Below are 4,363 nucleotides of genomic sequence, written 5' to 3'. Positions count from 1 at the left end.
GAGCAAATATGAACGATTTAACATCACGGACGTGCCTGGTAACGGGCGCATCACGGGAAATTGGACGGGGAATCGCAGAGGAGTTTGGAGAAGCAGGTGCGGATGTCGTGGTAAACTACCGAACTTCGGAGGCCGAAGCTTATGACGTCGTTGACGAGATTGAGGCCGCAGGTGGGAGCGCTATTGCGCTTCAAGCCGATGTCTGTGAGTACGACGAGGTCTCGGCGATGCGCGACCGCGTGCACAAAGTATTCGGACCTATTGATGTACTTGTGAACAACGCGGGCGTGACAGTCGACTGCAAGTTCGAGAACATGACTTGCGAGGACTGGGACCGCGTCATGGACGTGAACCTCGGCGGCGTCTTCAACGCGACGAAGGTCTTCTACGACGACCTGAAGGAGGCAGACCGCGGTCGCCTCATCAACATTTCGAGCGTCGTCGGCCAGCAAGGCAACTTCGGACAAGCCAACTACGCGGCCACAAAGAGTGGACTGTTCGGGTTCACGCGCACTATCGCTCTCGAACTGGCGCGACACAGAACGACGGCCAATTGCGTCGCACCTGGTTTCACCCAAACCGACATGTTCGATGACGTGGGCGAGGAGATACAAGATAAGATTTGCCAACGTATCCCTCTCAACCGATTCGCGGAGGTGGATGATATCACGGGTATCGTTCGGTTCCTCGCCAGCGACGAATCGGACTACATGACGGGACAAGTACTCGGCGTCAATGGTGGGATGGAGTGGTGACAATCATGTATAAGGAAGACCCACGACTCACGTCCGTACCACCGTACCAGAGCGAAGAGGCGGAGCTTGACTGGTCCGTCGAACCGCTCCCAGAGACGCTGACATCGTCCCAGACCAAGCTCGTTTACCTCTATCTCTCGCAGCAACGTGTGGGGACCGTAGAGGAACTTCGGGACACGCTCGGGATGAAAACTATCACGCTCTACCCAGTGCTCGAACACCTCATGGACCTTGGTCTCGTCCAGCGTGAGGACGGATACTACGTCTATCAGCCGACCTGAACGGTTCATCGGTGGTGCTTTGCGTCCGTCGTGACGTGAGTTCACCCCGATACTGACGTTCCCTTCTACTCGTAACGCCGAGGGTAGTTCCCTCCTATCATTCGTATCGTGACTCGTCTTCTACAGCGTCGTCGTCGAGTGTTTGGAAACGCGTTTACTACTCTGTCTCGCTGGGTGTTTCGATGATATGACGGAATGCACGATGTCTCCCGAGATGGCGTCGGAGATACCGGTAGATGGGGAAGATGTATTCCTCGATTCGGCCGGAGACGCCTCTCGTACTCGCGTGAATCAGCACTGGAACACCCGAGGACCGGGCGAGGTCGATTGTTCGGTCGGGCGTACTGCCAAACACCCAGCGTCGGAGCCGACGGTCACGGGTCGCTCCGATGAGCAGGAACCCACCGTTTCCGATAGACGTCGAGACGAGTCCCTCGGCAACCGTGTCGGCAGTCAGGTTGTGCACTTGGAGCGATTCGATTCCCGTGAGAGCTGAGACGGTTTCATCGACCGGTTCGGAGGTCCCACCTCGCTTCGGGTTGACGCTAATGACGTGCACCTTGGCCCCTTGCTGCCCCAGTCGATTTACAATTGGCAGCAGCGCAAGGTGGTGAGGACCGCCACCGGCACCGACGTTGATAGTCGAGAAATCGTCGATAGCATCCACGTTGCTCGTGAAGAACACTCCGCACGGAGCGTTGTATTCGACGGTTTCGGTGATTCCCGGGTTCTCCTCCGGATAACCCATTAGAATCTGATCAGCCTGGTCGTCCCGTGCTGTCTGGAGGATGTCGAACGCGATATCTCGGCAGATATGCCCTTCGACGGTGTATTCAACGTCTATGTCGGCTTCGGAAAGGAGCGCTTCTATTCGCTCGGCCCGCTCTTGGGCTGTTTCGCGGACCATCTCGTTCGGCGTCTGGTCCGGGATGTGAGTGACGTTGAGCACCTGAACCAGCGGTTCTGCCTCTTCCCCTCGACTCAGCGTCTCGGCGAGCCGTACGTAGGGGACCGCTCTCTCTGGGCGTGCAAGCGCCACGAGAACTCGGAACCGCTCTCGTTCCCTCTCTTCCGTCTCACCACCCGTTGCGGCCGTCGTGCTGGAACCTGATTGGCCGGAAGCGCCGGTCGAGACAATCTTCTCGACGAGTTCTTCGATATGCGGAGCGCCGCCCCAGACGAGATAGGCGATAACGAGTCCAACAGTGAGTGCAGCGCCGATACCAACCCCAACAGGGGGGAGGTTCAGAATAAGTGCGAGATTGGCTAGTACGCCCACCACGGGGAGGGCAGGAACGAGCGGCATCGAGAAGCCTCGTTCGATGTCCGGGTAGTTCCGCCGGGAGTAAATCAGCGCGATATCTACCACGGCCAGTGGGACGAGGAGATTGAACGTAGCGAATCCCGTGAGGGGGCTCAACCCGAGGAAATGGACGCCGAGTAGTCCGTGCTCCGAAAAGAGGGTGATGAACACGAAGATGAGGAGACAGATTGTCGCCGTTGCTGTCGTCACACTCCAGAATGGTGTCCGATAGTCGCGATGGATGCGGGCGAACCGCCGGGGCGCGTGTCCCTGTCGGCCCATGAGTGACCCGATACCGCTCGCGGCGAGAATCGAGGCGTTCGAGGCGCTTACCATCGAGAAGACGGCACCGGCGACGATGAGTAACTGCCCCCACGGCCCGAGGAAGGATGCCGCGACGCTTCCCATCGCCGTCTCCCCCTCTGCGAGCACTTCGCGGGCGACCGGCGCGTTCACCATCGCGACGATGACGAGCGCGTACAGCACTGTGACGGTAATCATGCTCGCGGCGATGGCTCGGGGAACAGTCTTCCGAGGCTCGATAATCTCACCCGCACTCGCGGCGATAGCCGAGAATCCGAAGAACGTGATGAACGCCAGTGCGGCGACCGAGACGATACCGACGGGTTCGGCCTCGATGTTTGTGACGAACTTCGTTGTTGCCTCCGCTGGCCCGACGAACGCAATCGCACCGCCGATAAAGGCGAACAGGACCCCGACTTTCGCGCTCGTGACGATAAGCTGGAAAATCCCCGATTCCTCGGTCCCGCGAGCGTTGAGCAGTCCAAGTGTAAGTGCCGCGAGAATTCCAATGCTTCCGTGTGGCAGGAACTGAAGCGACTCCGGGAGGATAAACCGGAAGAACCACTCGTCCATCGTCGCGAGATAGAACGCTGTCGTCCCGGTGTATCCGAGAAAGAGGGACATTCCAACGCCGTATTTGAGACGGTCCCACTCTTCGAACGTACGCGAGCAAAAGAGGTATCCACCCCCGTTTTCGGAGTAGATAGACGCGAACTCGGAGTAGGCTGCGGCGGTGATTCCAGCAACAAGTGCTGCGAGGACGAACGCGATGACGGCGCTCGAACCGATTCGGAATACAGCCGTCCCGGAAAGCGAGAAAATCCCGGCCGCGATCATCGTCCCCAGCCCAATCGCGAACGCGATTTTGAAATCGAGTGTCCGCGTGTGCTCAACCATATCGTTCTGTTGGTTTGCGTATTTAATAAATAATCAGGCGGTTTAGCGGGTCGTTCATGGCGACGCTTCATCTGACACCCGTCCAACTCGTAGCCCACGAGGAGGTCGCACTCGCCGAGGCCGTCTCTCACATTCCGGTTCTGGGTGCCGCCGGCTTCGTCCTCGTTATTCTCTCGGCGATGAAAAGCACGTCATCGGGTATCAACGCGACGCTGTTCGGTACGGCCCGACTCGTTCACAAGATCGCGACCGAGGGTGCGCTGCCGCGGCTCTTTTCGTTCCGGAACCGAGAGGGAATCCCAGTCTACTCGCTTCTGGTTATGGGTGGGTTAACGGCGGCATTCGCCGCACTGGGCACGCTCAAGCAGATCACCGAGTTCGGTTCTGTGGCATTTCTCGTTTCGTTCGCCGTTACAAACTACACGAACCTCCGGCTTGCAGACGAGACGGGGTCGAACCGCATCGTTCCCGCACTCGGCCTGCTCGGCACGACCGCCGCGATTCCGATTGTCCTCTATCATCTGTATCGAACCGACATCCAAATATTATTCTGGACCATCGGAATCTTCATCCTCGTTTTTCTGTTCGAGTTCCTCTATCTGGAGCGTAGCCCGTTCGAGCCCGCGGGTGAAGGCGAGACGTGAGCTCTCTTTTCGGTCCGGTCGTTGGGGTCGGTGCTTTGAGTTTTCGCCACTCTGACCTACTGAGAGGGGACTAATTCGGATGTACTGCCCGCTGCTTTCGACGGTCTTCTCAACGGCAGTTCGATAACGAACGTGGCACCTTGCGGGGCGTTGTCCTCAATCCACACCTCGCCACCATAG

General features: G+C 58.2%; 4 protein-coding genes. 3 read left to right on the top strand and 1 reads right to left on the bottom strand.

Annotated features, from left to right (window positions below; translation table 11 throughout):
- Positions 1-8 precede the first annotated feature (8 nt).
- On the top strand, positions 9-755 hold the full coding sequence (locus tag QT222_RS05625; protein WP_491476580.1) for a beta-ketoacyl-ACP reductase: 747 nt from the start codon (positions 9-11) through the stop codon (positions 753-755).
- A gap of 5 nt (positions 756-760) precedes the next feature.
- Positions 761-1,036, top strand: coding sequence for a helix-turn-helix domain-containing protein (locus QT222_RS05620; protein ID WP_014732688.1), 276 nt, complete (start codon positions 761-763; stop codon positions 1,034-1,036).
- Positions 1,037-1,193: 157 nt separating this feature from the next.
- On the opposite strand, the gene QT222_RS05615 is transcribed toward QT222_RS05620, so the two are convergent.
- Positions 1,194-3,539: an amino acid permease gene (locus QT222_RS05615; RefSeq protein ID WP_491476579.1), complete on the bottom strand. Its 2,346-nt coding sequence runs from the start codon at positions 3,537-3,539 to the stop codon at positions 1,194-1,196.
- Between the two features lie 56 nt (positions 3,540-3,595).
- Between QT222_RS05615 and QT222_RS05610 the strand changes: the two genes are divergently transcribed.
- Positions 3,596-4,183, top strand: a complete 588-nt coding sequence (locus QT222_RS05610) for an amino acid permease (RefSeq protein WP_491476578.1) — start codon at positions 3,596-3,598, stop codon at positions 4,181-4,183.
- Positions 4,184-4,363 lie beyond the last annotated feature (180 nt).

This window comes from Haloferax sp. s1 (assembly GCF_058382125.1).
Note: the sequence above shows the minus strand (reverse complement) of the source record. Positions and strands in the feature narration are given on the sequence as shown.

Coding starts and splice junctions, on each gene's coding strand:
- QT222_RS05610 (WP_491476578.1), top strand. CDS start 3,596: ATGGCGACGCTTCATCTGACACCCGTCCAACTCGTAGCCCACGAGGAG.
- QT222_RS05625 (WP_491476580.1), top strand. CDS start 9: ATGAACGATTTAACATCACGGACGTGCCTGGTAACGGGCGCATCACGG.
- QT222_RS05615 (WP_491476579.1), bottom strand. CDS start 3,539: ATGGTTGAGCACACGCGGACACTCGATTTCAAAATCGCGTTCGCGATT.
- QT222_RS05620 (WP_014732688.1), top strand. CDS start 761: ATGTATAAGGAAGACCCACGACTCACGTCCGTACCACCGTACCAGAGC.